This is a genomic window from Rhodococcus phenolicus (genome assembly GCF_001646785.1).
Classification (GTDB): domain Bacteria; phylum Actinomycetota; class Actinomycetes; order Mycobacteriales; family Mycobacteriaceae; genus Rhodococcus; species Rhodococcus phenolicus.
On the sequence record NZ_LRRH01000131.1, the window covers coordinates 1 to 26,209 of the forward strand.

At 69.1% G+C, this 26,209-nt stretch carries 29 protein-coding genes; 18 read left to right on the forward strand and 11 right to left on the reverse strand.

All coding sequences use genetic code 11. The features are described from left to right. Window positions 1-944: PPE domain-containing protein (locus A8G15_RS26820; protein ID WP_068166124.1), on the reverse strand; the 944-nt coding region annotated here is incomplete at its 3' end. 37 nt (window positions 945-981) lie between these two features. Further along, window positions 982-1,290 carry a PE family protein gene (locus A8G15_RS26825; protein ID WP_082900193.1) on the reverse strand — a complete coding sequence of 103 codons (309 nt, stop codon included), beginning with the start codon at window positions 1,288-1,290 and terminating at the stop codon, window positions 982-984. 161 nt (window positions 1,291-1,451) lie between these two features. Here A8G15_RS26825 and A8G15_RS26830 point away from each other — a divergent pair, with 161 nt between their 5' ends. Beyond that, window positions 1,452-2,084: a TetR/AcrR family transcriptional regulator gene (locus tag A8G15_RS26830; protein ID WP_068166127.1), complete on the forward strand. Its 633-nt coding sequence runs from the start codon at window positions 1,452-1,454 to the stop codon at window positions 2,082-2,084. A gap of 39 nt (window positions 2,085-2,123) precedes the next feature. On the opposite strand, the gene A8G15_RS26835 is transcribed toward A8G15_RS26830, so the two are convergent. Together A8G15_RS26835 and A8G15_RS26840 are read right to left on the reverse strand one after the other, a co-directional pair. Beyond that, window positions 2,124-2,909, reverse strand: coding sequence for an enoyl-CoA hydratase (locus tag A8G15_RS26835; protein ID WP_068166128.1), 786 nt, complete (start codon window positions 2,907-2,909; stop codon window positions 2,124-2,126). 21 nt (window positions 2,910-2,930) lie between these two features. Continuing rightward, complete coding sequence (locus A8G15_RS26840; RefSeq protein WP_068166130.1) at window positions 2,931-3,902, reverse strand: NADPH:quinone oxidoreductase family protein; 972 nt, start codon at window positions 3,900-3,902, stop codon at window positions 2,931-2,933. 182 nt (window positions 3,903-4,084) lie between these two features. Here A8G15_RS26840 and A8G15_RS26845 point away from each other — a divergent pair, with 182 nt between their 5' ends. From A8G15_RS26845 to A8G15_RS26870, 6 genes are read left to right on the forward strand one after another with little or no spacing between them, the layout of a single operon-like run. Further along, complete coding sequence (locus A8G15_RS26845; protein WP_068166133.1) at window positions 4,085-4,885, forward strand: crotonase/enoyl-CoA hydratase family protein; 801 nt, start codon at window positions 4,085-4,087, stop codon at window positions 4,883-4,885. 48 nt (window positions 4,886-4,933) lie between these two features. Next, window positions 4,934-6,127, forward strand: a complete 1,194-nt coding sequence (locus tag A8G15_RS26850) for a thiolase family protein (RefSeq protein ID WP_068166135.1) — start codon at window positions 4,934-4,936, stop codon at window positions 6,125-6,127. Window positions 6,128-6,155: 28 nt separating this feature from the next. Then, window positions 6,156-6,917 carry a 3-hydroxyacyl-CoA dehydrogenase gene (locus tag A8G15_RS26855; protein WP_068166136.1) on the forward strand — a complete coding sequence of 254 codons (762 nt, stop codon included), beginning with the start codon at window positions 6,156-6,158 and terminating at the stop codon, window positions 6,915-6,917. 42 nt (window positions 6,918-6,959) lie between these two features. Further along, the gene (locus A8G15_RS26860) at window positions 6,960-7,586 is read left to right on the forward strand and encodes a TetR/AcrR family transcriptional regulator (protein ID WP_068166138.1); all 627 of its coding nucleotides are present in this window, start codon (window positions 6,960-6,962) and stop codon (window positions 7,584-7,586) included. 23 nt (window positions 7,587-7,609) lie between these two features. Beyond that, window positions 7,610-8,593 (forward strand): NAD(P)H-dependent flavin oxidoreductase, encoded by a 984-nt coding sequence (locus A8G15_RS26865; RefSeq protein ID WP_068166139.1) that lies wholly within the window; start codon window positions 7,610-7,612, stop codon window positions 8,591-8,593. A gap of 24 nt (window positions 8,594-8,617) precedes the next feature. Beyond that, a complete protein-coding gene (locus tag A8G15_RS26870; protein ID WP_068166140.1) occupies window positions 8,618-9,775 on the forward strand; it encodes an acyl-CoA dehydrogenase family protein in 1,158 nt (385 codons plus the stop codon). A gap of 29 nt (window positions 9,776-9,804) precedes the next feature. On the opposite strand, the gene A8G15_RS26875 is transcribed toward A8G15_RS26870, so the two are convergent. Next, complete coding sequence (locus A8G15_RS26875) at window positions 9,805-10,890, reverse strand: phosphotransferase family protein (protein WP_068166154.1); 1,086 nt, start codon at window positions 10,888-10,890, stop codon at window positions 9,805-9,807. A gap of 132 nt (window positions 10,891-11,022) precedes the next feature. Here A8G15_RS26875 and A8G15_RS26880 point away from each other — a divergent pair, with 132 nt between their 5' ends. Next, a complete protein-coding gene (locus tag A8G15_RS26880; RefSeq protein ID WP_068166155.1) occupies window positions 11,023-11,310 on the forward strand; it encodes a putative quinol monooxygenase in 288 nt (95 codons plus the stop codon). A gap of 63 nt (window positions 11,311-11,373) precedes the next feature. On the opposite strand, the gene A8G15_RS26885 is transcribed toward A8G15_RS26880, so the two are convergent. From A8G15_RS26885 to A8G15_RS26895, 3 genes are all read right to left on the reverse strand, one after another. Next, entirely contained in the window at window positions 11,374-12,351 is a 978-nt protein-coding gene (locus A8G15_RS26885; RefSeq protein ID WP_068166141.1) for an NAD(P)H-dependent flavin oxidoreductase, read from the reverse strand. A 28-nt stretch (window positions 12,352-12,379) separates the two neighbouring features. Continuing rightward, a complete protein-coding gene (locus A8G15_RS26890; RefSeq protein WP_068166142.1) occupies window positions 12,380-12,781 on the reverse strand; it encodes a nuclear transport factor 2 family protein in 402 nt (133 codons plus the stop codon). Between the two features lie 73 nt (window positions 12,782-12,854). Beyond that, a complete protein-coding gene (locus A8G15_RS26895) occupies window positions 12,855-13,712 on the reverse strand; it encodes a crotonase/enoyl-CoA hydratase family protein (RefSeq protein ID WP_068166143.1) in 858 nt (285 codons plus the stop codon). Between the two features lie 100 nt (window positions 13,713-13,812). On the opposite strand from A8G15_RS26895, the gene A8G15_RS26900 reads away from it, so the two are divergent. From A8G15_RS26900 to A8G15_RS32285, 7 genes are all read left to right on the forward strand, one after another. Then, entirely contained in the window at window positions 13,813-14,418 is a 606-nt protein-coding gene (locus A8G15_RS26900) for a TetR-type transcription factor C-terminal domain-containing protein (RefSeq protein WP_068166144.1), read from the forward strand. Between the two features lie 332 nt (window positions 14,419-14,750). After that, window positions 14,751-15,812: a phosphotransferase family protein gene (locus tag A8G15_RS26905; protein ID WP_068166145.1), complete on the forward strand. Its 1,062-nt coding sequence runs from the start codon at window positions 14,751-14,753 to the stop codon at window positions 15,810-15,812. Between the two features lie 25 nt (window positions 15,813-15,837). Continuing rightward, window positions 15,838-17,067, forward strand: coding sequence for an acyl-CoA dehydrogenase family protein (locus A8G15_RS26910; RefSeq protein WP_068166146.1), 1,230 nt, complete (start codon window positions 15,838-15,840; stop codon window positions 17,065-17,067). 59 nt (window positions 17,068-17,126) lie between these two features. After that, window positions 17,127-18,476: an MFS transporter gene (locus A8G15_RS26915; RefSeq protein WP_068166147.1), complete on the forward strand. Its 1,350-nt coding sequence runs from the start codon at window positions 17,127-17,129 to the stop codon at window positions 18,474-18,476. A gap of 24 nt (window positions 18,477-18,500) precedes the next feature. Next, window positions 18,501-20,039 carry an AMP-binding protein gene (locus A8G15_RS26920; protein WP_068166148.1) on the forward strand — a complete coding sequence of 513 codons (1,539 nt, stop codon included), beginning with the start codon at window positions 18,501-18,503 and terminating at the stop codon, window positions 20,037-20,039. Further along, window positions 20,036-20,839 (forward strand): enoyl-CoA hydratase/isomerase family protein, encoded by an 804-nt coding sequence (locus A8G15_RS26925; RefSeq protein WP_068166149.1) that lies wholly within the window; start codon window positions 20,036-20,038, stop codon window positions 20,837-20,839. The genes A8G15_RS26920 and A8G15_RS26925 overlap by 4 nt, the downstream gene beginning before the upstream one ends. Before the next feature lie 96 nt (window positions 20,840-20,935). Beyond that, window positions 20,936-21,061 carry a hypothetical protein gene (locus A8G15_RS32285; protein ID WP_281180786.1) on the forward strand — a complete coding sequence of 42 codons (126 nt, stop codon included), beginning with the start codon at window positions 20,936-20,938 and terminating at the stop codon, window positions 21,059-21,061. Between the two features lie 46 nt (window positions 21,062-21,107). On the opposite strand, the gene A8G15_RS26930 is transcribed toward A8G15_RS32285, so the two are convergent. Both A8G15_RS26930 and A8G15_RS26935 read right to left on the reverse strand, forming a co-directional pair. Next, a complete protein-coding gene (locus A8G15_RS26930) occupies window positions 21,108-21,458 on the reverse strand; it encodes a metallopeptidase family protein (RefSeq protein WP_068166150.1) in 351 nt (116 codons plus the stop codon). Then, complete coding sequence (locus A8G15_RS26935) at window positions 21,455-22,510, reverse strand: septum formation family protein (RefSeq protein WP_068166156.1); 1,056 nt, start codon at window positions 22,508-22,510, stop codon at window positions 21,455-21,457. Before A8G15_RS26935 ends, A8G15_RS26930 begins: the two co-directional genes overlap by 4 nt. A 48-nt stretch (window positions 22,511-22,558) precedes the next feature. On the opposite strand from A8G15_RS26935, the gene A8G15_RS26940 reads away from it, so the two are divergent. Next, window positions 22,559-22,951: an ankyrin repeat domain-containing protein gene (locus tag A8G15_RS26940; RefSeq protein WP_068166157.1), complete on the forward strand. Its 393-nt coding sequence runs from the start codon at window positions 22,559-22,561 to the stop codon at window positions 22,949-22,951. 11 nt (window positions 22,952-22,962) lie between these two features. Next, window positions 22,963-24,225, forward strand: coding sequence for a serine--tRNA ligase (serS, locus tag A8G15_RS26945; RefSeq protein WP_068166151.1), 1,263 nt, complete (start codon window positions 22,963-22,965; stop codon window positions 24,223-24,225). Window positions 24,226-24,407: 182 nt separating this feature from the next. On the opposite strand, the gene A8G15_RS26950 is transcribed toward serS, so the two are convergent. Next, window positions 24,408-24,824, reverse strand: a complete 417-nt coding sequence (locus tag A8G15_RS26950; protein WP_342671601.1) for a PaaI family thioesterase — start codon at window positions 24,822-24,824, stop codon at window positions 24,408-24,410. A 199-nt stretch (window positions 24,825-25,023) separates the two neighbouring features. On the opposite strand from A8G15_RS26950, the gene A8G15_RS26955 reads away from it, so the two are divergent. Further along, window positions 25,024-26,166, forward strand: a complete 1,143-nt coding sequence (locus tag A8G15_RS26955; RefSeq protein WP_245688018.1) for an MFS transporter — start codon at window positions 25,024-25,026, stop codon at window positions 26,164-26,166. Window positions 26,167-26,209: the final 43 nt, after the last annotated feature.

Below are 26,209 nucleotides of genomic sequence, written 5' to 3' on the forward strand. Positions count from 1 at the left end.
CGGCGAGGGCCAGCGCACACCGGGTCCGCGGGCGCCGCATCCGGGGACCCCGGGGGGTGGCCCGGCCGCGGGGGCGGCCCGGCCCCAAACCCCGCCCCCGTCCCGGGTGGTCCGCCGGGGGGGGCGGGGGGGGGCCCGCCCCCCGCCCCAACCGCCCACACGCCCCCCGACCCCGCCCGGGCGCCCCCGCCCCCGCCGGACACCCCCCCGCCCGCGCCGCGGCCCGCCTCTCCACCGACACCCCGGAGCACATCTCCGTTGCCGAGGACGGCACCGACCCGGTCCGCTGTCGCGCGGGCGCCGTCGACGACGGACCGCACCGGATCCGTGATCTGCACGTGCTCGGTGTGCCCTGAGCGGGACGCGACGGCTGCGAGGTCCTGCGCACCGACCGTGTCCGGCGACGCGGCGGTCAGCGGCGGCGGTGCGGTGAAACGGTCGGGAATCGCGGCGAACACCGACGAGGCCTCGTAGGCCTCCATCGCGGCGGCCGCCCGGAGATCGAGGGCCTTCTCCGCTGCCTCCGCGGCCGCGGCGCTCCCGTTCACCGCGCCTCCGGCCGTGTAGGCGGCGGCCTTCGCCGCCTGAACCGCGGCGATCTCGGGCAGGCTGGGCATCGTGATCAGCGCCGTCGCGTACGCACCCGACCCGACGGCGGCCTTCTGCGCTGCTGCGGTGGCCTCCCCGGCGACCGATTGCGTCCACGCGATGAACGGGCCGAGTGCGGTGAGCGCGGTACCGCCGGTCGTTCCTTCCCAGTTCGGGCCCAGTTCCGCCGCGACCCGGGTGAGGGTGATGTCCGCGTCCGTGAACGCCGCGGCGACCGCGGCCCAGGCCGGTCCGGCGGCGCCGATCGGCAGCGGTCCGGTGCCCGTGGTCAGGCTCGTCGAGTTCACGGTGGCGCCCCGCGGAAGCCACACGACCCCGGTCGTTCCGAGTGTCATGGGTGTGCCTTTCTGACGGTGTGTAGGGAGAGGTCGGTCACATCGTGGCGGTCAGGGCGACGACCCGGCGCGCTTCGAGATCGATGTAGTGTGCGGCCTGGCTGCGGAGGGTCCGGGCTGCGGTGCGCAGTTCGTCGACGCCCCGCGCGGCTGCCGGCCGGAAACTCGCCGTGAGCCCGCCGAAGTGCTGGGAAATCAGGCGCGACACCTCCTCCGATCCTGGTGGCGGCACATCCAGGGCGGGGTCTGCCGCCTGTACGGAGGCTTCGAGGCGCACCGCGAGGGCCTCGAGTTCGGCGGCAGCGAAGAGCAGGGCGTCCGGATCGACGTGGACATGGTCGGGCACGGGCCGTTCTCCTGACATCTCGGGGTGCGATTTGCGGGTGCGCGGTGGTCCGAACGCCCTCGGAGGGTTGGACGCGACGCGGTCCGGATCGGTTCCCCTCGTTTTCTGCCGGTATCCTCGACCCGTCAGTGACAGAGCGATCGATAGGTTGGGGCGCAGGCATGGAAACTTCCACCGACGACACCGTCACCGATGGGGTGGCCGTGCCCGATTGGCGGAAGCTGGAGCCGACCGAGCTCACCCCGATCCTGTCCGCCGCGCTCGACGCGTTCTACGAGACCGGCTTCCACGGCACGTCGGTACGCGAGATCGCGCGGCGTGTGGGCGTGACGGTTCCGGCCCTGTACTACCACCACGAGAACAAGGAAGGGCTGCTCATCGCGCTGCTCGAGTTGTCCACCAGCGATGTGCTCTCGCGGGCGCACGCCGCGGACGCCGACGGCGGCGACGATCCGGTGCAGCGACTGTCCAACGTCATCGAGGCCATCGTGCTGCGGATGACGCTGCGCGCGCGCCTGGCTGCTCTCGAGGGCGAGTCGCGGTACCTGAGCCCGGACAACCGGCAGCGTTACCGTGCGGTCCGCAAGGGTGTCGAGCACCTGGTCCGCAGCATCGTCGAGGAAGGGACCGCGAGCGGCGCGTTCGACGTCGACGACCCGGCCGAGACCACCCGCGCGCTGTTGGGCATGTGCCAGTCCATTCCGCGTTGGTACCACTCCGAGGGCACACTCACCCCGGAAGAGGTCGCGGCGAAGTACGTGACGATCGCGCTCAAGACGGTCGGGGCGGCCTGACCGTCTCCGGCCCGGCCGCCCCGTGCCCCGATCGTCGGGTCAGCGGTTGCGGTACACGGCCGGACGCTTCTCGATGAACGCCGTAGCGCCTTCGTGGAAATCGTCGGCGGCAAGCAGTCGCAGCTGGCCGGCGCGTTCCCGCGCGAAGGCGGCGTCGAGTTCGGTCAGGGTCGCGTCGTTGATCGCGGCCTTCGTGGAACCGAACGCGTCGGCCGGGCCGTCGGCGAGCCGCTGGACCAGAGCCTCGACCGCCTGATCGAAGTCGGCGTCCGGGTAGGTGTCCGCGATGAGTCCGGCGGACACCGCTTCGGTGGCGGGCAGGCGTTCCGCGAGCAGCGCCATCTTCAGGGCCCGTGCACGTCCGATCGACGCCGCGACCAGGGCGGAAGCGCCGCCGTCGGGCATCAGGCCGATCTTGGTGAAGGCGAGGAGGAAGTACGTCGATTCCTTGGCGACGGTGAGATCGCACGCCAGCGCCAGCGACACGCCGACGCCGGCCGCGGGGCCGTTGACGGAGCCGATCACGGGACGGGGAAAGGCGCGGATCGCGGCGACGGTGCGGTTGGCGGCGTCGATCACGGCGGGGGACGGGGAATCCGAGGTCTTCTCGACGGCGGACAGGTCCGCACCGGTGCAGAAGGCTCGGCCGGCCCCGGTGAGAACGGCGACACGCACGGCGCCGTCGCCGGCATGCTTCTCGAACGTGTCGGCCAGCGCCTCGAGGGTTTCGGTGGTGACCGCGTTCATGCGACCCGGGCGGTTGACGGTGACGCGCAGGACGCCGTCGTCGACGAGGCTGTCGACGCCGGGGATGTCGTTGCTCATGGGGAATGCTCCTCGAAAGTGTCAGGGCTGCAAGGACAGTGCGACCTTGCCGGTCGCGGAACGGTGGGCGAGCGAGCGCAGGGCCTCGGCCGCGTCCGCGATCGGGTGGAGCGTGGGTTCGGGGACCCGCAGGGCGCCGGAACGCAGCAGCGGTTCGAGCTGCTCCCACTGCCGTGCCGGGTGGTCGGGGAACGTGCGGACGTATTCGCCCCAACCTGTGCCGAGGACCGAGATGTTCTTCAGCAGAAGCCGATTGACCTTGACGGTGGGAATCTCCCCGCCGGTGAAACCGAGTACGACGACACGTCCGTTGGGGGCGAGGCTGCGCAGGCTGTCGGTGAAGCGGTCACCGCCGACCGGGTCCAGGACGATGTCGACGCCGCGACCGCCCGTCAGTTCGAGAACCCGGTCCTTGAAACCGTCGACCGGCACGGTGTGGGTCGCCCGATTGGCCCGGGCCACTTCGGCTTTCGCGTCGGAGCTCACGACGGCGACGGTCTCGAGACCGAGCGCCGCCGCGACCTGGAGGGCGGCGACACCGACGCCCCCCGCCGCGCCGTGCACGAGCACGGTTTCGCCGGGGCGGTAGCGGGCGCGTTCGTCGAGCGCGAAGTGCACGGTCAGGTAGTTCATGAGCATCCCGGCACCCGCGGCGAGCGACACCGAATCAGGGAGGGGGAAAACGGAATTCGCATCGACAGCGACGGTTTCCTGCCAGGCGCCACCGGTCGCGAGTACGGCGACGCGCTGCCCGGCGGCAAGTCCGCTGTCCGTCGGCGCGGAACGTACGACGCCGGCACCCTCGACGCCGAGGACGAACGGCAGCGGCCGCACCACCTGGTAGGCGCCACTGGTCTGCAGCAGGTCGGGGAACGACACGCCTGCGGCGTGCAGGTCCACGATCACCGCGCCGGTCCCCGCGTCGGGTTCGGGAATGTCCACCAGGCGCAGACCGTCGGGCCCGGTCGTCTCGATCAGCTGCACTGCCTGCATCGGGTCTCCTCTTCGATCGGATCGACCGCCCGGCGGTCGTGCGCCGTGGTCCGAAACACAGGGCTCAATGCTTACCAGAGCCTACTGATCGGGCGCTAGCTAGACGTCGCGTTGACCGAGCGATCGGTCCGTGATAGAGATTTTAGCGATCGATAAGTCAGATTCCTTGTGAAGGGACACCGATGGCCGACGAGCAGACGATGACCGAACCCGCAGCTCTCTACGAGCGTCGCGGCAACGTCGCCCTCATCACCCTCAACCGCCCCCGCGCCCTCAACGCGGTGAACGCCGAGCTGTCGACCGCCGTCGGCACGCTGCTCGAGCGGGCCGAGGCGGACGACGAGGTGCGCGTCGTCGTGATCACCGGCGCGGGCCGCGCGTTCTGCGCCGGTGCCGACCTCAAGGCGCTCGCCGCGGGCGAGGACACCTCCGCCGCGGGTCATCCCGAGTGGGGATTCGCCGGCTACGTCCAGCACTGGATCGGCAAGCCCACCATCGCGGCGGTCAACGGATTCGCGCTCGGTGGCGGCACCGAGCTGGTGCTCGCGTCGGACCTCGCGGTCGTCGACGAGCAGGCGCAGCTCGGCCTTCCCGAGGTCAAGCGCGGCCTGTTCGCCGCGGCCGGCGGCGTCATCCGCATGCAGCAGCAGATCCCGCGCAAGATCGCTCTCGAACTCGCCCTCACCGGCGAGCCGATCACGGCCGCCCAGGGCAAGGACCTGGGCCTGGTCAACCGGATCGCACCGCACGGCACCGCGCTCGAGGTCGCCCTCGAGCTCGCCGAGACGATCGCCGCCAACGCCCCGCTGTCGGTACGCGAATCGAAGGCCATGATCCACCGGACCGCGCACGGTGACGACTGGGCCTCCGACGTCTGGAAGGCCAACGCCGCCGCGATGAAGGTGGTCTTCACCAGCGCGGATGCCAAGGAAGGCCCCACGGCCTTCGCCGAGAAGCGGCAGCCGGTCTGGCAGGGTCGCTGACCCCCACGAACCCTGGCCGCACCACATTCCCTCCGAAAGGAAACCGTCATGACCACAGCCGTGATCGTCGACGTCGTCCGCACCGCGGTCGGCAAGGGCAAGCCCGGTGGTGCCCTGTCCGGCACCCACCCCGTCGAACTGCTTGCGCACGTGCTGCGCTCGCTCGTCGAACGCAACGGCATCGACCCCGCTCAGGTCGACGACGTCATCGGTGGCTGCGTCGCCCAGGTCGGCGAGCAGTCCCTGAACATCTCCCGCACCGCACTGCTCGCCGCCGGCTTCCCCGAATCCGTGCCCGCGACCACCATCGACCGCCAGTGCGGGTCGAGCCAGCAGGCCGCGCACTTCGCCGCGCAGGGCGTCATCGCCGGCGCCTACGACATGGTCATCGCGTGCGGCGTCGAGTCGATGAGCCGCATCCCGATGGGCACCGCGACCCTCGGCAAGGACACGCACGGCCCGAGCGTGCGTGCCCGCTACCCCGAGGGCCTGGTCAACCAGGGCATCTCCGCCGAACTCATCGCCGCCGAGTGGAAGTTCGATCGCGACGCCCTCGACGCCTACTCGGCGCAGTCGCACCAGCGTGCGGCCGCCGCGATCGCCGCCGGGTACTTCGACAAGGAGATCGTCCCGATCGACGTCACCGATGCCTCCGGTGCCACGATCTCCCACACCGTCGACGAGACCGTGCGCGCCACCACCACCGCCGAAGGTCTCGCCGGCCTGAAGCCCTCGTTCCGTACCGACGAATACGCCGCGCGCTTCCCCGAGGCGCAGTGGATCATCACCCCCGGCAACTCGTCGCCGCTGACCGACGGTGCCTCCGCCGCGCTCATCATGAGCGAGGAGATGGCGAACAAGCTGGGCCTGACCCCCCGCGCCCGCTTCCACTCGTTCGCCGTCGCGGGTGACGACCCGGTCTTCATGCTCACCGCGCCCATCCCGGCGACGAAGAAGGTGCTCGCCAAGGCCGGCCTGACCATCGACGACCTCGACGCCTACGAGGTCAACGAGGCCTTCGCCCCGGTCCCGCTCGCCTGGGCGCACGAACTGAACGCCGACCCGGCCAAGCTCAATCCGTGGGGCGGCGCCATCGCGCTCGGCCACGCGCTCGGCTCGTCGGGCACCCGCCTGCTCGCCACCCTGGTCGATCACCTCGAAGCGACCGGCGGCCGGTACGGTCTCCAGACGATGTGCGAGGGCGCGGGCATGGCCAACGCCACCGTCATCGAACGGCTCTGATTCACAACTCGATTCGAAAGGTACGAACATGATCGTCAACGACAGCGTTGCCGTCGTCACCGGCGGTGCCTCGGGCCTGGGCCTGGCCACCGTCAAGGCTCTGGTCGCCGACGGCGCCCAGGTCGTCATCATCGACCTGCCGAGCTCCAACGGCGAGACCGTCGCCAAGGAACTCGGCGACCGGGTGCGCTTCGCCGCCGCCGACGTCACCGACGAAGCCGCCGTCACCGAGGCGCTCGACCTGGCCGAGTCGCTCGGCCCGCTGCGCGTCGCGGTGAACTGCGCCGGCATCGGCAACGCCATCAAGACCGTGAGCAAGAACGGCGCGTTCCCGTTCGACGCGTTCAAGAAGGTCGTGAACGTCAACCTGTTCGGCACCTTCAACGTCATCCGCCTCGCCGCCGAGCGCATCGCCAAGACCGAGCCGGTCGACGGCGAGCGCGGCGTCATCATCAACACCGCATCCGTCGCGGCGTTCGACGGCCAGATCGGCCAGGCCGCGTACTCCGCCTCCAAGGGTGGCGTCGTCGGCATGACTCTGCCGATCGCCCGCGACCTCGCGTCGCTGCTGATCCGCGTCGTCACCATCGCGCCGGGCCTGTTCAAGACCCCGCTGCTCGGCGGGCTTCCGGAGGCCGCCCAGCAGTCCCTCGGCCAGCAGGTCCCGCACCCGGCCCGCCTCGGCGATCCGGCCGAGTACGGCGCCCTCGCCGCGCACATCGTCTCCAACCCGATGCTCAACGGCGAGACCATCCGTCTCGACGGCGCCATCCGCATGGCTCCGCGCTGACGCACCGAGCGTTGAAACCGACGATGTGAGAGGACGGGGCCGATGACTGCGCAGCCCGAACCGGAATTCTCCGGCGACTGGCGGGTGTTCGAACCCCTGCAGCTCGGCCCCATCCTCGAGCACGCCCTGGAAGCGTTCGGCGAGAACGGATTCCATGGCACCACCGTCCGCGATCTGGCTCGCCGGGTGGGTGTGACGGTGCCCGCGCTGTACTACCACCACGAGAACAAGGAAGCCGTTCTCGTGACCCTGCTCGACGCCGCCGTCCTCGACCTCATCGACCGCGTGCGCGCAGCGGTCGCCGAGGGCGGCGCCGATCCGGTCGCCCGATTCGCCAACGCCGTCGAGGCGATCGTGCTCAACATGACCTACCGCGCGAAGCGCTCCGGGCTGGATTCCGAACTGCGGCACGTGTCCCCGGCGAACCGGCGCACCTACGCTGCGACGCGCAAACGCCTCGAACTCATCATGATCGACCTCGTCCGCGACGGCACCGAACAGGGCGTGTTCGACGTCGACGACATCGAGGAGACCGTGCGCGCGCTGCTCGGCATGTGCCAGTCCATCGCCCGCTGGTACCAGTCCGACGGACCGCTCACGCCCGCCGAGGTCGCCGGGCGCTACCGGGACATCGCGCTGCGCATCGTCGGCCACCACAATCCTGCCTGACCTTCACCGCGAGGAGTACCACCGTGCTGTCCACCGCCTTCACCGAAACATTCGGCGTCCGCCATCCCATCGTGCAGGGTGGCATGCAGTGGGTCGGCCGCGCCGAACTGGTCGCCGCCGTCGCCGAGGCCGGAGCGCTCGGCATGATCACCGCGCTGACGCAGCCCACCCCCGAGGATCTTGCGAAGGAAATCGCGCGCACCCGTGAGCTCACGGACCAGCCATTCGGCGTGAACCTGACGATCCTGCCCTCGATCACCCCGCCGCCGTACGACGAATACCGCAGGGTCATCATCGAATCCGGCATCAAGATCGTCGAGACTGCCGGATCCAACCCGGCTCCGCACCTGCCCGACTTCCACGCCGCGGGCGTCAAGGTCCTGCACAAGTGCACGAGCGTGCGGCATGCCGTGAAGGCGCAGGACGCGGGTGTCGACGGCATCAGCATCGATGGTTTCGAATGCGCCGGACACCCCGGCGAGGACGATGTGCCCGGTCTGGTGCTCATCGCCGCCGCGGCCGAGCAGATCACCGTTCCGATGATCGCTTCCGGCGGCTTCGGTGACGGCCGCGGTCTCGTCGCCGCGCTCGCGCTCGGCGCCGACGGCATCAACATGGGCACCCGCTTCATGTGCACCGCCGAATCGCCGATCCATCAGCGGATCAAGGAGGCGATCGTCGCGGGGAACGAAACCGACACCGAACTGATCTTCCGCCCGCTGCGCAACACCGCCCGCGTCGCGAGCAACACCGTCAGCCGCGAGGTCGTCGAGATTCTGGACCGCGGAGGCAAATTCGAGGACGTGCGCGAACTCGTCGCCGGTGCTCGCGGTCGTCTCGTGTACGAGAACGGCGACCCCGAGGCCGGAATCTGGACCGTCGGCACCGTCCAGGGCATCATCCACGACATCCCCACGGCCGGTGAGCTCGTCGAGCGCATCGTCGCCGAGGCCGAAGCACTGATCTCCGAGCGTCTCGCGGGCATGATGTCGCGCGTGAACGCCTGACCCACACAACTACTGGGGGATAGCATGCAACGCACTCTGTTCGAGGCCGATCACGAGGCGTACCGGGAGACGGTGCGCGAGTTCCTCGCCCGCGAGGTCGAGCCGCACTACGAACGCTGGGAAGAAGAACGGCTCATCGACCGTGACGTCTACCTGGCGGCGGGCAAGTCCGGGATCCTGGGCCTGGGTGTGCCGGAGGAGTTCGGTGGTTCCGGGGTGACCGACTTCCGGTTCCGGCACGTCGTCCAGGAAGAGATCGCGCGCACCGGAACCACGTCGTTCGGTGCGACCCTCGCGCTGCAGGACGACATTGCCATCCCGTACCTTCTGCACCTCGGTACCGAGGAACAGAAGGCCCGCTGGCTGCCTCGCATGGCGGCCGGCGAGGTGATCGGCGCGATCGCGATGACCGAACCGGGCGCAGGATCGGACCTGCAGGGCGTCAAGACCACCGCCGTCCGCGACGGCGACGAGTGGGTCGTCAACGGCCAGAAGACGTTCATCACCAACGGTATCCACTCCGATCTCGTGATCGTCGTGTGCCGCACCGACCCGGGCGCCGGAGCGAAGGGGTTCTCCCTCATCGTCGTCGAGCGCGACACCCCGGGCTTCAGTCGTGGACGCAAGCTGCACAAGGTCGGTCTCGCGGCCCAGGACACCGCCGAACTCGTCTTCGAGGATGCACGGGTGCCGGCCGCGAATCTGCTCGGCGGCGAGGGCCGCGGGTTCTTCCACCTCATGGAGAACCTGCCGCTCGAGCGAATCGGCATCGCGGTCTCGGCGATCACGTCGGCGCGGGCCGCCTACGAGTGGACCAAACGCTACGCATTCGAGCGCAGGGCATTCGGGAAGCCGATCGGCGATCTGCAGAACACCCGTTTCGTGCTCGCCGAGATGCTCACCGAGATCGAGGTCACCGAATCGCACATCGATCGGTGTGTCCTCGCGCTCAACGCCGGTGAGCTGACCGCGGTGGATGCGTCGAAGGCCAAGTGGTGGGCGACCGAACTGCAGAAGCGCGTCGTCGACCGCGGGGTGCAGCTGCACGGCGGCTACGGCTACATGATGGAATACCCCATCGCCCGTGCCTATGTCGACGCCCGCATCCAGACGATCTACGGCGGCACCACCGAGATCATGAAGGAGATCATCGGCCGCGACATCGCGTCCGAATTCGCCTGACCCCTAGGGTGATGGGAACCTTCAGTCGGTCAGACCGAATTTTGGTTCCCATCACCCGAAGTGGAGGTGAGGTCGAGGGCGCGCCGGAACAGGCTCAGCGTCGTCGCGTGCAGGCGGTCCCCGACCTCGGGGTCGGCCATTCCCGCGCAGGCGCGCGCGAAGGTTCCCTCGAGGATGATCCCGAGTTTGAAGCACGCCAGCACGACGTACCAGTCGAGTGCGGACAGGTCCCGGTCCGACTGTGCCGCATAGCGTTCGACGAGCTCGTCGCGGGTGGCCAGGTCGCCGGCATCGCCGAGCGCGCCCCCGATCGTACTGTCGTCGTTGCCGTGCTCCGGCCACGTCGCCAGAAGCCAGCCGAGGTCGAGCAGCGGATCACCGATCGTGCACATCTCCCAGTCGAGGATCGCCGCGACCTCCGGTGACGACCGGGAGAACATCACGTTCCCGATGTGGTAGTCGCCGTGCAGGATTCCCGGCGTCCAGCGAGTCGGCACCGACCGCGAGAGCCAGCCGGAGATCGCGTCGAGACCCGGCAGCGGCTCACCCGGATACCCGTCGAGGGTGGAATAGGACCCGAGTTCACGCAACCATCGCGGAACCTGCCGTTCGACGAAGCCGTCCGGGTGCCCGAAATCGCCCAGCCCGATCGCGGTGTGGTCGACGGACGCGAGGGTCGCGAGCGCGTCGACCATCGACAGGCCCATCCGGTGCCGGACTCCCGGATCGGAGGCGTGCGGTTCGGGCAGGGACACGAACGCGTTGAAACCGTCGACCGGTTCGACGAGATAGAACGCGGCGCCCGGCCACACATCCTCGTCCGGGCACGCCGCGATCAGCCCGGGATGTGGAACGTCCGTGCCGGACAGGGCATCGAGGACCCGCATCTCCCGTCGCAGCACGTCGTTGGTGCGAGGCCGCAGATGGCGCGGGCCGCGCCGCACCACGAACGACCGGTCGCCGCGGGTGAACCGCACCATCAGGTTCTGGGTACCACCCGTCAGTTGCTCGAGGCCGGTGACCGGTCCGGGCCCGAATCCGCGGGCGCTCATCCAGTCGTCGAGCACGGCGATTTCGTCACCGGACAGCGGCAGGTCGTTCGGGGTGTCGCTCATCGCCGTGACCTTAGCGGCCGCACCGTGCGATGTGGTGGGAAAAACGCCGGGAGCCATTGCGCAGCCGGGGGTCTTCGGTAATTGTGGGGGAATCCGGTGACACCGGACACACAAGCTGCGAAAAGGATGCTCATGTCACTCACTGCCCTGCTGGAACTCGAGTTCAAGCCCGACGCCCTCGACGATGCGAAGAAGGTCATGGACCGGGTGCTCGGCGAGACCCGCGAGTTCGACGGCTGCCTCGGCATCGAGATTCTCGTCGACAAGAGCAACGAGGCTCGCTGGGTGGTCGTGGAGAAGTGGCAGTCCGCCGACCACGACACCGCCTACCGCAAGTTCCGGGCCGGCCCCGGCGCGATCACCGATCTCGGACCGCTGCTGGCCGGCGCCCCGAAGCTCACGCACTACGGCGAACTCTGACGGACCGGCGGGCGTGGGGCATCCCCGTCCCACGCCCGCGGCCGTGTCCTCTGCCGGTCCGCTCTACAGGGCCAGGCGCGCGCGAGCGTCGGCGTACTCGGTGCGGAACCGCGCGACCACGTCGGCGACGGACGTGACCGCCTCGATGGATCCGACACCGTGCCCGGCTCCCCAGATGTCCCGCCATGCCTTCGGGCCGGGCGCACCGCCTTCGGTGGCAGTCTCCGAACCGAGGTTCAGCTTCGACGGGTCCGACGTCTCGAGGTTGTCCGGATCCATGCCCGACGCGGCGATGCTGCCGCGCAGGTAGTTGGCGTGCACGCCGCTGAACAGGTTCGTGTAGACGATGTCGGACGCGGTCGACTCGACCAGCATCTGCTTGTAGGCGTCCGACGCGTTGGCCTCGGTGGTCGCGATGAACGCCGACCCGACGTACGCGAGATCGGCACCGGCGGCCTGCGCGGCCAGGATCGAGTTGCCGTGCGCGATCGACCCGGACAGCAGCAGCGGACCGTCGAACCAGGTGCGGATCTCCTGGACCAGAGCGAACGGTGACTGTGTGCCGGCATGGCCGCCCGCGCCCGCGGCGACCGCGATCAGGCCGTCCGCTCCCTTCCCGATCGCCTTCCGCGCGAACCGGTTGTCGATGACGTCGTGCAGCACGATGCCGCCGTAGGAGTGCACGGCGTCGTTGACGTCCTGCCGGGCACCGAGCGAGGTGATGACGATGGGCACCTCGAACTCGACGACGGTCGCGAGGTCCTCGGCGAGCCGGTCGTTCGACTTGTGGACGATGAGATTCACGGCGAACGGCGCCGCCGGGCTGTCGGGGTTGTTGGCGTCGTGCTTGGCCAGTTCCTCGGTGATCCGCGTCAGCCACTCGCGCAGCTGCGACTGCGGACGCGCGTTGAGGGTGGGGAACGATCCGACGATTCCCGCGGTGCACTGCGCGATCACCAGGTCCGGGTTGGACACGATGAACATCGGCGACGCGACGACCGGAAGGCGCAGGCGGTCGCGGAGGACGGGCGGCAGGCTCATGTACTTCTCCTGGGTGGGTGGTGGCCGGTCAGGGCCGGCCGAGTTGGGCGGCCATCCGCGGGACGAGGGCCTGCAGGCCCTTGACCGGCCGGACCATGACCTTGAAGCGGGTGATGCGATCGTGTTCGTCCCACTCGATCAGATCGACCCCGTTGACGTGGATGCCGTCGAGTTCGGCGACGAATTCGAGTACCGCCGAACTCGTGGCGTACCACTCGCCGACGTAATGGAAGCCGGTGTCGTCGCCGAACACGGTCAGTGCCGCGCGGAGGTAGGCGAGCGTCGCGGTCTTGCCCTCCTGCGGGGTGAAGACGGCGGGGGACAGGAACACGGCGTCGTCGGCGACGAGTGCGTCGAGTGCCTCGGGATCGTTCGTCTCGACGATGCGGTGCCACCGGTCGACGGCGGCGGGACGGTCGGGTGTCGTCACTGCGGTCGCCTCTCGGTCACGGATGTCGAGCCGAGCGTAGGGCCCGCCCCGCTAAACAGTCAATGATGACGGTTCATGGCCGGAACGGGGGAGTGGGCAGATCGTCGCCGAACAGGTCGGGTGTGTCGGTGCTGACCCGGTCGGGGAACACGGCCGCGCGCTTCTCGAGGAACGCGGCGATGCCCTCGCGGGCATCCGGGCCGACTCCTCGCAGGTTGATGCCGCGTGATTCGGCGCGGTGCGCGAACATCGGATGATCCGACCCGAGCGAGCGCCACACGAGCTGCCGCGACAGCGTCACGGACACCGGTGCCGAGTGCTCGGTGATCCGGCGGGCCAGGGCGTACGCCTCGTCGAGCACCGAATCCTTCGCATGGAGCGAGTAGAGGAGGCCGGCTTCGTGGGCCTCGGCGGCATCGACGAGGCGGCCGGAGTAGATCCAGTCCAGCGCGCGCTGCAACGGCACGAGTTTGGGCAGGAACCACGACGAACACGATTCGGGGATCAGTCCACGGCGGTTGAACACGAACCCGATCCGCGCGTCGTCGGCGGCGAGCCGGAAGTCGGCCGCCAGGGTCATGGTGATGCCCACGCCCACGGCGGGGCCGTTGATCGCCGCGATGATCGGCTTGCGCGACTCGAACATGCGCAGGACGACGCGCCCGCCGCCGTCGCGCCGCAGATCGTCGCCGGAATGCTCGTCCTGCCACTCGGAGAACGTGTCGGCCCCGGCGGACAGATCGGCTCCCGCGCAGAACGCTCGTCCGGCTCCGGTGAGAACGACGGCGCGCACGTCGTCGTCGGCGTCGCAGCGGTCGTAGGCCTCGATCAGCTCGTTCTCCATGGTGGTCGTGAACGCGTTGAGCTGGTCGGGGCGGTTGAGGGTGATCGTGGCCGTCTCGTCGGCGATGTCGAGTCGAATGTGCTCCATGCGGTCAGCATCTCACGGTTACTGAACGATCGCTAGGGCGGAAGGGTGGCGAGTGCCTCTACGCTGTGGTTGCCGACCGGTGACAGGATGGGGGACGACGATGTGTGCTGCGAAGGGCGCGCCGGCCGGCGCCGGCCGTCAGGTGATTCTCGATTCCGCGCTGTGGAACATGAATCAGCGCGGTTACCACGGCACTTCCATGCGCGATATCGCACGCGACGCCGACATCACGGTCGCGTCGATCTACCACCACTTCAAATCCAAGCAGGAGATCCTGCAGGACATCATGACCCGGGCGCTGCACGACGCGATCGCGATGACCCGCGGCGCTCTCCTGCGGGCGGGAGGCGCGCCGAGCGACCAGCTCCAGGCGGTCGTGCGCGCCTGGATCATGTTCCACACCACCCGTCAGTCCGACGCCCTCGTCGGCGCCACCGAACTGCGCAGCCTCGACTACGAAGGGCGCCGGCTCGTCGTCGCACTGCGTGACGAGCAGGAGAGCGTGTTCCGCGACATCATCGATCGGGGCGTCGAGGACGGCGCCTTCGCGACCGCGCTGCCCCGCGACGCCGCGCGCGCCATCATCCACATGGGCCAATCGGTGTGCACGTGGTGGCGTCCCGACGGGCCCCTGAAGCCCGAGGAACTCGCGGACCGGTACGCGGACCTCGCGCTCGCCATGGTGCAGCCCACGAACGACCGCTGACGCCGACCACCTTCACGCGGCGCCGCCCCGACGGGGCGGCGCCGCCTGTGCATGCCGTGGCACGAGGGCCGGTGCCGTCCGTCGGCACCGTGTGCCGACCACCGGCGCGTCCGGATCGGACGCGGGCGTCCGACGCCGGGATGCCCATCGCGAAGTGAGCGAACGATTGATCGGACAACGTGACCGGGGCGTGCACCTGGACCGGCTTGGGTCCGAATAAAGCCTGCAAATAGCGGATACATTTCCGGAAGGTTGACAGGGATCGTGTCCTGGGTCACCATAGCCGCATCCGAACGATCGTTTGGTAACGATATCTGGAAGGGGTTCCTTCGATGTCCGCATCCCCGGCCGGCGCGCTCGCCGAACTCGACCTCGACGCTTTGGCTGCCCATCTGCAGGCGACGCTCGCCGGAGGCCTCGCGGGACCGCTGACCGCCTCGCTCATCGGCGGCGGCCGCTCGAATCCGACCTACCGCCTCACCGACGGCGAGAGCGTGTGGGTGTTGCGCCGGCCGCCGTACGGCCACGTCCTGCCGAGCGCGCACGACATGAAGCGCGAGTACACGGTGATCGAGGCGCTGGGCGGTTCCGCGGTTCCGGTGCCCGCCGCCGTGCACCTGTGCGAGGACACCGCGGTTCTCGGCGCGCCGTTCTACCTCATGGACCTCGTCGACGGCCGCCCCGTGGGCACGGTCGAGCAGGCGGAGGGGCTCACGCCCGAGCATCGTCGCGGTCTCGGCCTCGCCCTCGCCGACACGCTTGCCGACCTCCACGACATCGACCCGGCCGCCGTCGGGTTGGACGACTTCGGCCGGCCCGACGGCTATCTCGAACGTCAGCTGAATCGTTGGGCGCGGCAATGGGAATCGTCGAAGACCACCGACCGTCCCGAGGTCGCCGTCCTCCTCGACAAGCTGGGCCGGGCGCTGCCCCGGAGCCGATTCCCGGGCATCGTGCACGGCGACGTCAAGCTCGACAACGTCCTCGTCTCCCGCGACGATCCGGCTCGCATCGTCACCGTATTGGACTGGGAGATGGCCACTCTCGGGGACACGCTCGCCGACGTCGGCATCATGCTCAGCTTCTGGGACATTCCGGGCCGGCCGGTCAACCCCATCACCCGGGGACTTGCGACCCTCGACGGTTTCCCGTCCCGGGCAGAACTTCTCGAGCGGTACGCGTCGCGTCGCGGCGTCGAGTTGCCCGAGGTCGACTGGTACGTGGTGTTCGCCGACTTCAAGATCGCCGTGATCTTGGAGGGAATCGCGGCCCGGCACGCGCAGGGCGAGACCGTCGGTGAGGGATTCGACGGCGTCGGCGACATGGCCGAACCGCTGCTGCAGCGGGCGCTCGAGCTGGCCGCCCGGTCGTCCGATCCCGAACTTCGTCGCTGAGACCAAAGAAACAGGAGTCACCACAATGGATTTCGCGTACAGTCCGAAGGCCGAAGAACTGCGGGAGAAGCTCACCGCGTTCATGCAGGATCGGATTCTGCCGGCCGAGGCGATCGCGGCGGGTCAGCTCGCGGGCAAGCCCGACTTCTGGGGCGCCCCGCCGGTCATGGCCGATCTCGAGGCCGCGGCGAAGAGACAGGGGCTGTGGAATCTCTTCCTGCCCGCCACCGGCGGTGCCGGCCTGACCAATCTCGACTACGCGCCCCTCGCCGAACTCACCGGCTGGAGCCCGCATCTCGCTCCCGAAGCGCTGAACTGCAACGCGCCGGACACCGGCAACATGGAACTGCTGGCCCGCTACGGAACCGACGAGCAGAAGAAACAGTGGCTAGCCCCGCTCCTGGAGGGGGAGATCCGTTCCTGCTTCTCCATGACCGAACCCGATGTCGCGAGCTCGGATGCGGCCAACGTACGGCTCGAGATCGCCGAGGACGGCGACGACTGGGTGCTCACCGGCCGCAAGTGGTGGACCACCGCCGCGCTGCGTGAGGACTGCCGTGTCGCGATGGTCATGGGAGTCACCGACCCCGAGGCACCGGCCGGCTCCCGGCACTCGATCGTGCTCGTGCCGATGGACACCCCCGGCATGCACGTCGAACGTTCCACCACGGTCCTCGGCTTCGACGACCGGCACGAGGGCGGGCACGGCGAGATCCTCTACGACCGCGTCCGTGTTCCCAAGGCGAACCTGCTCGGACCGCGCGGCAAGGGATTCGCCGTCGCACAGGCCCGCCTCGGCCCGGGCCGGATCCACCACTGCATGCGCCTGATCGGCATGGCCGAACGGGCGATCGCGCTCATGACCGAGCGTGCCCGGACCCGCGTCGCGTTCGGGAAGCCCCTCGCCGACGAGGGAGTCGTGCAGGCGACGGTCGCCGACGCCCGGATCAAGGTGGACGCGGCACGCCTGATGGTGCTGCGCGCCGCCTGGCGGATGGACGTCGAGGGCGCGAAGGCCGCCCGTCACGAGATCGCCGCCGCGAAGGTCCTGGTGCCGCAGACGGCCAAGTGGATCATCGACGAGGCCATGCAGATCTTCGGTGGCGCCGGCATGTCCCAGGACACCCCGCTCGCGATGCTCTACTCACAGGCGCGTTTCCTGCAGATCGCCGACGGTCCCGACCAGGTGCACCGTCGCTCGCTCGCCCGCGCCGAATTCGCCGCCACGCCGGCCCTGCGCGAGGTCCGTGGCTGACCGGCGAAGCCCGCGTCGCTCATTCCTTCATTCACACGCTCAACAGTGAGGGCGATCCGATGTCCGAAACACAAACCCACACAAACACTCTCGACAGGCCCGCGACCCCAGCCCCGCGCGCCGGCCGTGCTGCCGTCGCGTCGGCGATCTCGACTTCGCTCGAGTGGTACGACTTCTTCATCTACTCGACAGCCGCAGCACTGGTGTTCAACACCACCTTCTTCGCGACCGACAGCGAAGTGGTCGCCGCGGTGAACTCCTTCGCGACCGTCGCGGTCGGTTTCATCGCCCGCCCGATCGGCGGGGTCCTCGCCGGGCACTTCGGTGACAAGTTCGGCCGCAAACCGGTTCTCGTGGCCGCCGTGGTGCTCATGGCGATCGCCACCTCGCTGATCGGCTTCGTGCCCAACACCGAGATCGTGTGGCTCGCACCGATGATCCTGGTGACGCTGCGCATCTGCCAGGGCCTCGCGGTCGGGGCACAGTGGGGCGGTGCCGTCCTGCTGGCCACGGAGAACGCACCCGCGAACCGACGCGGATTCTTCGGAAGCTTCGCGCAGCTCGGTGTCCCGATCGGCGTGGTCCTCGGCAACGTCGTGTTCCTGGTGATCACCGCGACCGTCGCCCAGGATTCGTTCCTGTCGTGGGGCTGGCGTATTCCGTTCTGGATCAGCCTCGTGATGCTGCCCGTGGCATTCGCGATCCACCGCTATCTGGAGGAGACACCGGAATTCAAGAAGATCGCGGAGAAGCTCGAACAGGCTCCGGCGGCGCGTCGTTCCCCGGTCTTCGAGGTGCTGCGCAAGAATCCGGGAACCGTCCTCATGGCCGCCGGCTCGAACGCGATCGGCGTCATCTTCTTCTACACGATGATCACCGGGTCGGTGCAGTACGCCACGACCTACCTCGGGCTCGAGCGGTCGACGGTGCTCACGTTCATCCTGATCGCGTGCCTGCTGCAGATTCCGCTGGTGCCGCTGTTCGGGTATCTGTCCGACCGCGTCGGCCGCAAGCTGATCTTCGGTGTCGGTACCGTTGCCATGATGGTGTGGGGCCTGCCGATGTGGCTGCTGATCGGCGCCTCGGGACCGGGCACGGTGTGGCCGTTCGCGGTCGCGGTGATCGTCGGTGTTGTCGCCATGTCGTTCCAGACGGGCACCCAGGGCACGTTGTTCTCCGAGCTGTTCCCGCCCGAGGTGCGCTTCTCCGGAGCATCGCTCGGTTACCAGATCTCCGCGATCATCGGTGGTTTCGCTCCGATGATCATGGTGCTGCTCATCAACGGTGAGGCCGGGAACGCGTGGAAGGTGGGTGTGTTCCTCGCCGCCGCCGCTGCGATCGGACTTCTGTGCCTGATCGCCATCGTCCGCAGGTATTCCCGGCCGCACGAGTCCGTGACCGCGGCCTGACCGATACGAACAAGGAGCAGATCGATGGTGGACTTCCCCGACGCCCATGCCGCGGCGGACCCGGACCGTCCCGCGTACATCATGGCGGACAGCGGCACCGTCGTGACCTACCGCGAGCTGGTCGACGACTCACGTGACATCGCAAAACTGTTGTGGTCGAGAGGGCTTCGTCACGGAGACTGTGTTGCCGTGCTGATGGAGAACAGCGCGTCGTTCCCGAAGATCGCCTGGGCGGCGCAGCGCATCGGGCTGCGGTACGTCACGCTGTCGACCCGGCTTCTGCCGGACGAGGTCGCCTACATCCTCCGCGATTCGGGCGCCCGGGCACTGTTCACCAGTGCCCGCCATCTCGGCACCGCGGCCGACGCCGCCGATGCGACGCCGGCGGCGGAGCACCGGTTCGTCGTCGACGAACCGGGTCGAGGTTTCGAAAACCTGTGGCAGGAAATCGATTCCGTTCCGGACGAGGTTTCACCGGAGGAGCGCGAAGGCGTCGATCTGCTGTACTCGTCCGGCACCACCGGCCGCCCCAAGGGGGTCGTCGCGGAACTGCCGCTGCATCCGCTCGGGACGCCACCGGGGGTGGCGGGGCTGCTGCACAACCAGTGGGGAATCGACCGGGACAGCGTCTACCTGTCCCCGGCGCCGCTGTATCACGCTGCGCCGCTGCGCTTCACGATGACCGTGCACCGGTACGGCGGCACCGTGATCGTGATGGAGAGGTTCGATCCGGAGCGGGCGCTCGAACTCGTCGAGCGCTACCGGGTGACCCACACCCAGATGGTGCCGACCATGTTCATCCGGATGCTCAAGCTGCCGGACGAGCAGCGGACCGGGTACGACGTGTCGTCGCTGCAGGTGGTGATCCACGCGGCCGCGCCGTGCCCTCCGGACACCAAGCGGGCCATGATCGACTGGTTCGGGCCGATCGTTCACGAATACTACTCGTCCACCGAGAACAGCCTGTTCACCGCGCTGGACTCGCACGAATGGCTCGCCCATCCCGGATCTGTGGGCCGGGCGATCCTGGGCGTGCCCCACATCCTGGACGAGTCGGGCGACGAACTGCCGCCCGGTGAATCCGGCACGATCTGGTCAGAGGGCGGTCTGCTCTTCGAGTACCTGAACGATCCGGTGAAGACCACCGAATCCCGGAACGAGCGGGGATGGACGACCGTCGGTGACCTCGGTTACCTCGACAAGGACGGCTTCCTCTACCTGTCGGACCGGCGTGCCGATCTGATCCTGTCCGGCGGCGTCAACATCTATCCGCGCGAATCGGAGGACGTGCTGGTCGTGCACCCGAAGGTCGCCGACGCCGCGGTGTTCGGGATCCCGCACGACGAGCTCGGCGAGGTGGTCCACGCGGTCGTGCAGACCGCGCCCGGCGTGATCGCAGACGAGGGGCTCGAGGAAGAACTGCTCGCGTTCTGCCGCGAGAAGCTGTCGGCTTTCAAATGCCCACGCCGGATCGATTTCGTCGACGAGATGCCCCGGCACGCCACCGGCAAGCTCTACAAGCGGTTGCTGCGGGACCGCTATGCCCAGCCGGCGGTGTCGTGACCGCCATCGAGGTCACGTCGCCGATCGACGGCGTCGTGCAGGTGACGATGAACCGTCCCGGATCCCTCAACACGCTGACCGCGAAAGCGGTCGCCGAGTTCCGCGACGCGCTGACAGGGATCGCGGCCGACCGGTCGTGCCGTGTCGTCGTGCTCACCGGCGCCGGGCGCGTGTTCAGCGCGGGGCTGGACCTGCACGGCTACGGCGACGACGAGCAGATCGCCGCCGAGGGGGAGGTCGGCCGGACGCTTTCCCGGCAGCAGGACATCGCCGGCCTCGCCCAGCAGCTCCACGAGCTCCCGCAACCGGTGATCGCCGCGGTCAACGGGCCCGCCGCCGGCGGGGGACTCGCGCTGGTGTGTGCGAGCGACATCCGGCTCGCCGCGACCCCGGCGATCTTCGCGGTCTCCTTCATCCGTGCGGGTTTCTCCGCGTGCGACATCGGAGTGTCGTGGCTGCTACCGCGGATCATCGGGGCGGGGGCCGCCCACGAGCTCATGCTCACCGGCCGGCGTTTCGACGCGGCGGAGGCGCACCGGATCGGCCTGGTCACCGCGGTCGTCGAGCCCGGCGAACTGCTCGACGCGGCGCTGGCCAGGGCGCGGGAGATCATGCTGAACCCGCCGCTGTCGGTCGAGCTCACCAAGCAGGGCATGTGGATGGCGCTCGAGACCCCTTCGTTCGATGCGTCGGTGGCGTTCGAGAACCGTCAGCAGGTGTTCACCGCCTTCACCGAGGACCGCAGGGAGGCGACGGCGGCGTTCCTGGAGAAGCGTCCGCCCGTCTACCGGCGCAGATAGGCCGGGGGAGCGCGGGGATCGGAGGTCCGGTGCCGGCCGGGTCCGGGGACCCGCTGGCGTCAGGGTCCGGAGACACACAAGGTAAGGTCCTAGGTCATGGAGATTCTCGAAATCGTGGGTGTGGCAGTCGTGATCATCGTGGTGCTGCAGGTGATCCTCGGTTCGCTGGCCCTGCTGGCGATCTCGACGATCAACCCGCACTTCATGCAGCGCAACAAGTAGGGCGCTGCACCCGTAGAAGTACGCTGCGCCGGGGCGGCCGGACCGGTCAGCCCCAGCCCAGTTCGTGGAGGCGGTCCTCTTCGATCCCGAAATAGTGCGCTATCTCGTGGATCACCGTGACCGCGACCTCGTGCACCACGTCGTCCTCCGATTCGCAGATGTCGAGGATCGCGTCCCGGTAGACGGTGATCGTGTCCGGCAACGACCCCGCGTAGTGCGAGTCGCGTTCCGTCAGCGCTGTGCCGTGGTACAGACCCAGCAGACCCGGTTCCTCGTCGTGCCGCGCATCGACCAGCACCACGACGTTGTCGATCGCCTCGGCGAGCTGCTGCGGAATCAGATCCAGCGCTTCGGAGACCAGCTCGTCGAAGTGCTCCTCGTCCATCCGGACACTCATCGGGAGCCGTCCGGGAGCGGAGCCGCGCCCGGCAGCGGCGTCGGCAGCGACCGTCCCTCCGGCACCGGCGGCGGCGCGACCGGCGGCTGGCCGTCGATCAGGACGTCGCCCTTCGCGGAACCGGTGATGGACGCGAAGCCACCGCCCTCGACCTGTTTACCGACCGAGCAGTTCACCTTGCGGCTGCCCGCCAGCCAGCTGTCGAAGTCCAGGTTGTCCCAGAACAGCGTCAGCGTCTTGTTGCGCAGCGCGGCCGGATCGCCCAGATAGGCGTTGGTGGCCTCGGTGCACGTCGACTCGAGGAACTTGTCCTGGTCCTCCATGCTCGGCACCCCACCGGGGAACTGGGCGGACAGGTCGACCACCGCGGCGACCTCGAACGCGTGCGGCTGTGAGCACTCCACCGGATCGGCGGGCACCCCGTTGTTGACGCCGATGCACGTACCGACCTCCCACGCGCGGGACTGGTCCTGATCGGCGACACGTCCCTCGATCGGCAGCAGATTGCCGGTCGTCGACGAGAACTGCAGACCGCACCGCAGGGTCCGTTCACCGGCCTCCCAGCCGGCTTCACCCGGATTGATGAGACCGACGCTGAACTTTCCGTGCGGATCGAAACGGCCCTTCAGGTAGTCCATCGCGGCGGGCGCGCAATGCTGATCGCGCAGCTCCGTGAACCGCAGGACCGACGGGAACCGTGAACCCGGGCCCCACTCGGCCCCGGGGAAGACGCTCAGATCGATGTCCTGGACCACCTCGAACAGGTGGGTCTGTTCGCAGTCGACCTTCTCCAGATCGCTGGCGTCGATCGCCGACCAGGTCAGGCAGTCACCCCCGACCGCGGTCCCGAACGCCTCACCGGCGACCGCCCCGGTCGTGCGCAGTGCACCGCCGGATGCTGGGGAATCGTCGTCGGAACCGCCGAACCCGGTGATCACGACGGTCGCGACGGCAGCGAGAACCGCGCCCACCGCCACCAGGATCAGTGCGCGGCGGGTCAGCTTCGCGGACGGCGGTCGCCGCGTGGACTGCTGTGTTGTCTCCTCGGCCATCGTCATCCATCATGCCTGCCGCCGGTGCCGGGGGTAACTTCGGTGTTCGTGACGGACGATCCGATCGACCCCGAGATCCAGCAAATCGCGCAGCGGGTGTTCGACGCGGCGCGGGCCGGTGAGGCCGACACTCTCGCCGGCTACCTCGATGCCGGTGTCCCGGTGAATCTCACCAACGGCACCGGCGACACGTTGCTCATGCTCGCCGCCTATCACGCACATCCCGCGGCCGTGCGTGTCCTGATCGAGCGCGGCGCCGACGTCGACCGGCTCAACGACCGCGGGCAGTCGCCCCTCGCGGGCGCGGTGTTCAAAGGGGCGGAAGAGGTCGTGCGGGCACTCGTGACGGCCGGTGCGGACCCGCACGCCGGCCACCCCACCGCGGAGGATGCCGCGCGGATGTTCGGGAGGGACGACTACCTGCAACTCTGGCACCGGTAGGCTTCCGTCTCGTGATCGACCTCAAGTTCCTCCGCGAGAATCCCGATGCCGTCCGTGCCTCGCAGCGCACCCGAGGTGAGGACCCGGGTCTCGTCGACGCCCTGCTCGAGGCCGACGAGGCCCGCCGCGCCGCGGTGCTGGCCGGTGACAACATCCGCGCCGAGCAGAAGGCGCTGGGCAAGAAGGTCGGTCAGGCGTCCCCCGAGGAACGCCCCGCGCTGCTCGCCGGGTCCAAGGAACTCGCCGCGAAGGTCAAGGAGCTCGAGGCCGAGCAGCACGCCGCGCAGGAAGCCCTCGACCGTGCGCACATGGCGATCTCCAACATCGTGCAGGACGGTGCCCCGGCGGGCGGCGAGGACGACTTCGTCACCCTCGAGACCGTCGGCGAGCTGCCCACGTTCGACTTCGAGCCGAAGGACCACCTCACTCTCGGTGAGTCGCTGGGCCTGATCGACATGGAACGCGGTGCGAAGGTCTCCGGCGCGCGGTTCTACTTCCTCACCGGTTACGGAGCGCTGCTGCAGCTGGGCATGCTGCAGCTCGCCGCGCAGAAGGCCACCGCCAACGGCTTCACGATGATGATCCCGCCGGTGCTCGTGCGTCCCGAGATCATGCGGGGAACCGGGTTCCTCGGCCAGCACGCCGACGAGGTGTACCGCCTCGAGGAGGACGACCTGTACCTGGTCGGCACGTCCGAGGTGCCGCTGGCCGGCTACCACTCGGGTGAGATCGTCGACCTGTCCGCGGGGCCGAAGCGGTACGCCGGCTGGTCGTCGTGCTTCCGCCGCGAGGCCGGCAGCTACGGCAAGGACACCCGCGGCATCATCCGCGTCCACCAGTTCGACAAGGTGGAGATGTTCGTCTACTGCAAGCCCGAGGACGCCACCGACGAGCACCAGCGGCTGCTGGCGTGGGAACGCGAGATGCTCGCCGCGATCGACGTGCCCTACCGGGTCATCGACGTCGCCGGCGGCGACCTCGGTTCGTCCGCCGCCCGCAAGTTCGACTGCGAGGCATGGGTGCCGACGCAGGAGCGCTACCGCGAGCTGTCGTCCACATCGAACTGCACCACCTTCCAGGCCCGTCGCCTCGGCGTGCGGTACCGGGACGAGAACGGCAAGCCGCAGATCGCCGCGACCCTCAACGGCACGCTCGCCACGACCCGCTGGCTCGTCGCGATCCTCGAGAACCACCAGCAGGCCGACGGCTCCGTGAAGGTGCCCGCCGCGCTGGTGCCGTTCGTCGGCCGAGAGGTGCTCGAACCGGTCGGCTGATGCCGCGCGGACGTGTGCGACACGCCCACGGTCGCGGCCCGCCGCCGGTGAGCCGACGTGTCGGCCCGCCGCCGACGGGCGAATGTATCCCTCGTCTCCTTCAATCGACTGGATGTACCACTCGCGCGGTCGGAAGGGGGCGCCCGGCCGGGGCGTCCCTCATGCAGGTGGCGCGGTCCGGCTCAGCTCAGGATCATGCAGGTGGTCGAGCCGGTCGCCAGCAGCTTGCCCTGGTCGTCCCGGGCCTCGCCGCGCGCTGTCGCGGTGCGGCGGCCGGAATGTTCGCAGAAGCCCTGCACCCGGACGATGTGCCCCGGCTGCACCGGCCGCAGATATCGCACCTGCAGGTCGAGGGTCGTGTAGCCGACACCGGCGGCGAGGGTGCTCGACACGGCGAAGCCCATCGCGGTGTCGAACAGCGTCGCGAGGACCCCGCCGTGGACGCTGCCCACGGCGTTGCTGTGGAACTCCTCCACCTCCAAGGTCACCTCTGCGAATCCCTCGCGCGCGTCGGTGACGGTGAAACCGAGCGTCCGCGACGTCGGGTGGTGGGGAATGCTGCCGTCGATGAGACCGCGCAGGAAGTCCAGGCCCTGCATGTCCCGGTTGGCCGCCGACGTGGGGGCAGGGTCGTCCCACGAGTAGGTACGTTCGCGTTCGATCACGTTCTCGACCGTAAAACACTGCGCGGCTCCTCCAGTGGATGAGACGATTCCGTGCATGTCCCGTCGATGTTGACTTTCACCGACCACGTCACTGACCGCTCGCGCCGTCGCGTATTCCGCGACGCGCGAGCTCGTGCCGCTCTACGGTGTGTACGGCCTGCTGTTCGAGGACCACGGCCTGTCGACGGCGCAGATCTCCTCGCTGTTCGCGGTGTGGTCGATCGCGGCGTTCGTGACCGAGGTGCCGTCCGGGGCGTGGGCCGACACCGTACCGCGCCGCACCCTGCTGTTCGGCAGTGCCGCACTGCTCACCGCGTCGTTCGCCCTGTGGATGCTGGTGCCGGGCTACTGGGGATTCGCGGCGGGCTTCGCGCTGTGGGGTCTGGCCGAGTCCATGAAATCCGGCACGTTCGAGGCGTTGCTGTACGAGGAGCTGTCGGAGCTCGGCGCCCAGGGCCGGTACGCGAACGTCATGGGATACGTGAACTCCGCCGAGGTGACGTGCGTGTTCCTCGCGACCGCGTCGGCCGGGCCGCTGTACGCGCTCGGCGGCTACGCCTTGGTCGGGTGGGTCTCGATCGCGATCACCGTCGTCGACGGGCTGCTGGTGTTCACGCTGCCGTCGGCCCCTCGGAAGGTGAGCGTGGACAGCACCGACCGGTCCGGGGACGAATCGTTCCTCGCGCGATACGCGCAGGCGCTGCGCGACGGGACCGGGGAGGTCCGCACCGACCGGATCGTCCGGCGCGCGGTGCTGCTCACCGCGGTGCTGATGTCGTTCCTGGCGCTCGACGAGTACTTCGCGCTGCTCGCCCGGGACGGCGGTGCGACGACCGCGCAGGCGCCGCTGCTGGTGGCGATCACCGTCGTCGGGCAGGTCGCCGGTGCCGCCGTCGCCGGACGCACCGCCGGCATGTCCGGGCGGGTCATGGCCGCCGTACTGTGCGCGGCGGCGGTGCTGATCGCGACCGGAGCCGTCGCGGGAGGGATCGCGGGCTTCGTCGCGATCGGTGTCGGATACGGCGCCCTGCACAACACGACGATCGTCGCCGAGGTGCGGATGCAGGACGCGATGTCCGGATCGGCCCGCGCGACCGTCACGTCGGTGGCCGGTCTGACCAGCGAGGTCGCGTCGATCGCACTGTTCGCGGGGTTCGCGCTGGGCTCGGCGTGGTTGTCGTTGTCGATCCTTGTCGCCGCGGTCGCGGTGCCGCTGCTCCTCGTCGCGGTCGCGGCGCCGCGAATGCTGCCCCGCCGCCCCCGGCCCACCGGGTGACGGGAACCTTCAGCCGGACAGACCGAATATTGGTTCCCATCAC

What these genes read in the sequence shown, in the direction of transcription:
- A8G15_RS26830 (WP_068166127.1), top strand. Translation starts at nt 1,452, where the DNA reads ATGGAAACTTCCACCGACGACACCGTCACCGATGGGGTGGCCGTGCCC.
- A8G15_RS26835 (WP_068166128.1), bottom strand. Translation starts at nt 2,909, where the DNA reads ATGAGCAACGACATCCCCGGCGTCGACAGCCTCGTCGACGACGGCGTC.
- A8G15_RS26840 (WP_068166130.1), bottom strand. Translation starts at nt 3,902, where the DNA reads ATGCAGGCAGTGCAGCTGATCGAGACGACCGGGCCCGACGGTCTGCGC.
- A8G15_RS26845 (WP_068166133.1), top strand. Translation starts at nt 4,085, where the DNA reads ATGGCCGACGAGCAGACGATGACCGAACCCGCAGCTCTCTACGAGCGT.
- A8G15_RS26850 (WP_068166135.1), top strand. Translation starts at nt 4,934, where the DNA reads ATGACCACAGCCGTGATCGTCGACGTCGTCCGCACCGCGGTCGGCAAG.
- A8G15_RS26855 (WP_068166136.1), top strand. Translation starts at nt 6,156, where the DNA reads ATGATCGTCAACGACAGCGTTGCCGTCGTCACCGGCGGTGCCTCGGGC.
- A8G15_RS26860 (WP_068166138.1), top strand. Translation starts at nt 6,960, where the DNA reads ATGACTGCGCAGCCCGAACCGGAATTCTCCGGCGACTGGCGGGTGTTC.
- A8G15_RS26870 (WP_068166140.1), top strand. Translation starts at nt 8,618, where the DNA reads ATGCAACGCACTCTGTTCGAGGCCGATCACGAGGCGTACCGGGAGACG.
- A8G15_RS26875 (WP_068166154.1), bottom strand. Translation starts at nt 10,890, where the DNA reads ATGAGCGACACCCCGAACGACCTGCCGCTGTCCGGTGACGAAATCGCC.
- A8G15_RS26880 (WP_068166155.1), top strand. Translation starts at nt 11,023, where the DNA reads ATGTCACTCACTGCCCTGCTGGAACTCGAGTTCAAGCCCGACGCCCTC.
- A8G15_RS26885 (WP_068166141.1), bottom strand. Translation starts at nt 12,351, where the DNA reads ATGAGCCTGCCGCCCGTCCTCCGCGACCGCCTGCGCCTTCCGGTCGTC.
- A8G15_RS26895 (WP_068166143.1), bottom strand. Translation starts at nt 13,712, where the DNA reads ATGGAGCACATTCGACTCGACATCGCCGACGAGACGGCCACGATCACC.
- A8G15_RS26900 (WP_068166144.1), top strand. Translation starts at nt 13,813, where the DNA reads ATGTGTGCTGCGAAGGGCGCGCCGGCCGGCGCCGGCCGTCAGGTGATT.
- A8G15_RS26905 (WP_068166145.1), top strand. Translation starts at nt 14,751, where the DNA reads ATGTCCGCATCCCCGGCCGGCGCGCTCGCCGAACTCGACCTCGACGCT.
- A8G15_RS26910 (WP_068166146.1), top strand. Translation starts at nt 15,838, where the DNA reads ATGGATTTCGCGTACAGTCCGAAGGCCGAAGAACTGCGGGAGAAGCTC.
- A8G15_RS26915 (WP_068166147.1), top strand. Translation starts at nt 17,127, where the DNA reads ATGTCCGAAACACAAACCCACACAAACACTCTCGACAGGCCCGCGACC.
- A8G15_RS26920 (WP_068166148.1), top strand. Translation starts at nt 18,501, where the DNA reads ATGGTGGACTTCCCCGACGCCCATGCCGCGGCGGACCCGGACCGTCCC.
- A8G15_RS32285 (WP_281180786.1), top strand. Translation starts at nt 20,936, where the DNA reads ATGGAGATTCTCGAAATCGTGGGTGTGGCAGTCGTGATCATCGTGGTG.
- A8G15_RS26930 (WP_068166150.1), bottom strand. Translation starts at nt 21,458, where the DNA reads ATGAGTGTCCGGATGGACGAGGAGCACTTCGACGAGCTGGTCTCCGAA.
- A8G15_RS26935 (WP_068166156.1), bottom strand. Translation starts at nt 22,510, where the DNA reads ATGGCCGAGGAGACAACACAGCAGTCCACGCGGCGACCGCCGTCCGCG.
- A8G15_RS26950 (WP_342671601.1), bottom strand. Translation starts at nt 24,824, where the DNA reads ATGCAGGGCCTGGACTTCCTGCGCGGTCTCATCGACGGCAGCATTCCC.